Annotated in this window: 2 protein-coding genes; one reads left to right on the forward strand and one right to left on the reverse strand. The window is 33.7% G+C overall.

Features of this window, described 5'->3' with window-relative positions; translation table 11 throughout:
- Window positions 1–231: 231 nt before the first annotated feature.
- Window positions 232–1,371: a TlpA disulfide reductase family protein gene (locus IE056_RS18225; RefSeq protein ID WP_189606421.1), complete on the reverse strand. Its 1,140-nt coding sequence runs from the start codon at window positions 1,369–1,371 to the stop codon at window positions 232–234.
- A gap of 172 nt (window positions 1,372–1,543) precedes the next feature.
- Between IE056_RS18225 and IE056_RS18230 the strand changes: the two genes are divergently transcribed.
- A complete protein-coding gene (locus IE056_RS18230; protein ID WP_189606422.1) occupies window positions 1,544–1,735 on the forward strand; it encodes a hypothetical protein in 192 nt (63 codons plus the stop codon).
- The last annotated feature ends 315 nt before the right edge of the window (window positions 1,736–2,050 follow it).

Here is a 2,050-nt window from a genome sequence, read left to right on the forward strand (position 1 = left end):
CTTAAAAGCTGCTGTAAATTTTCTTCTGGATTTCTTCATATTCATCGATTAAAGTTACTAAATTTTAAACTTAACCGATGGTCTAATTTTTAGGGAGCATTACAGTTTTACAACGTCTCGTATAAAAATAGTGCGAGCTCGCTCGCTTGATTGTCCGCAGGACAATCGGCGCAGCAAGAGAGAACGGCATTTCGAGTAGGCACAGGTTTTAGCATTGTTTTTTATATGATGTTACCCACCGTTTTTTATTCGTTCCTTAATTTGTTCTATCAGATTTTCATTGTAGCCATCCCATTTTTCCACAACTGTTCCATTCTCCTCAAATAAATAGTAAGTCGGTGTTGCAAAGACTTGGTATTTTGTATAAACATCACTGTATCTCCCATTTTCATTATATAGACTTGTCCAACTTACTTGGTTGGTTTTATATTCTTTAAGCCAATCTTCTTTGTTTTCATCAACGCTGAACGTTACGATTTTTAAGCTATCACTCATTTGTTCTGATAACATCTTAATTTCTGAAAGCGCCTTTCCAGACCAGCTACAATAAGGTGAATGAAATTCTAAAAGAACATATTTATCTTTGAAAAAATTCGAAAATTTTACACTTTGTCCATTTTGGTTCTCTGCTGTAAAATCGTAAAATTTATTCCCTTTATCTAAAGGTTCATTTTCTATAAAGGTTTTCAATACTTGAGCATACTTAGAATTTTTGTAATTAGGACTGAGGTTACTGAGTTGCTCTTTAATAAAAGATATAGAAAAATCCGTTTTGTAAATGACGAGCTGTGAAAGCGCATAATCTGAATTTATATTATCCGCAATAAAATCTTTTGTTAGTTGAGTTGTTTGACTGTCGATTTTGGTAATCATTCCATCTTCTTTTGACCAATAAGCATTTTGTAAACTGTCGTTCCATTTTCCCTCTTGTCTTAAGGAAAACATTTTCTGTATTTTTTGATTTCTTTCTTTATTTAATGGCCCAACTTTATTATCAAGTTTGGTTTTAAACTCTTGATGTTTAGAACCTATTACGGATAAATCATCGGGAAAATCATCTTTATTACCTGAAATTTTTACATTTTCATTGCCTATAAAAATGAATGAATAAGCTGTTTCATTATTATCTGGATTAATTATTATACTTATCGGAATTGGTGGATTTTCAATAAATCCTGTGGAAACGAATTTGTTTTCGACCAATTTCGTAGAGTCTAAAACTTTTCCTGTAGTACCATTTGAAATAATAACTTTTGAATTTTCAGGAAATCCACTAAGATTGGCAGTAATGGTAAACTTTTCTTTCGGTTTGTGACAAGCTGTAAAAAATATAAATAAACTGGAAATAAAAATAAATTTGATATTCTTCATTTTATAAAGGTTGTATTATGTTTTTTCAAATGATGGGTAACGTCTTGTATAAAAACTTTGCGAGCGGCCGCAAGCGAGCAGGAAGTTTCGATTCGAGACTGACTCAAGCATTGTTTTTAGCATCGATGAAAAAGCAGTAAATCAAGTATCTTAAATAAAAAAATGATAAGATATGGACACTCAATCTACTGCTTCAATTCCAAAGTTATATGTTGGTATTGATATTCACAAGAGAAGCTGGAAAATACATTGCAGCACCGATCTTTTTGCAGGTAAATCTTTTACCATGCCACCTGTTCCTGAACAGTTATTTCAATATGTGAACAGACATTTTCCCGATTATAAGGTTACCACTGCTTATTAAGCCGGCTGTTGCGGATATTACGCCCATCGTTCTTTTGAGGGTTACGGCTGGAAATCTTTAGCGGTCAATCCTGCAGATATCCACCGCAAAGGAAAAGAAAAATACACCAAAACAGATAAGATCGATGCCCAGCTCATCAGTAGGGAACTTAAGAATGGCCGTTTGGAGAGCATTGTTGTTCCTGATAAAAAACGAGAGGAACTCCGCAGTTGGATATTCAGGTGATGCTGACCCCTCGTTCAGGCCATATTGACCCCTCTAGAGATTTTGGTCAAAAAGATAAGTTAATGACAATATTACAGTTTTTTTCTAAGA

Origin of the sequence: Salinimicrobium marinum, assembly GCF_014651535.1 — a bacterium.
In the GTDB taxonomy this organism is placed as follows: domain Bacteria; phylum Bacteroidota; class Bacteroidia; order Flavobacteriales; family Flavobacteriaceae; genus Salinimicrobium; species Salinimicrobium marinum.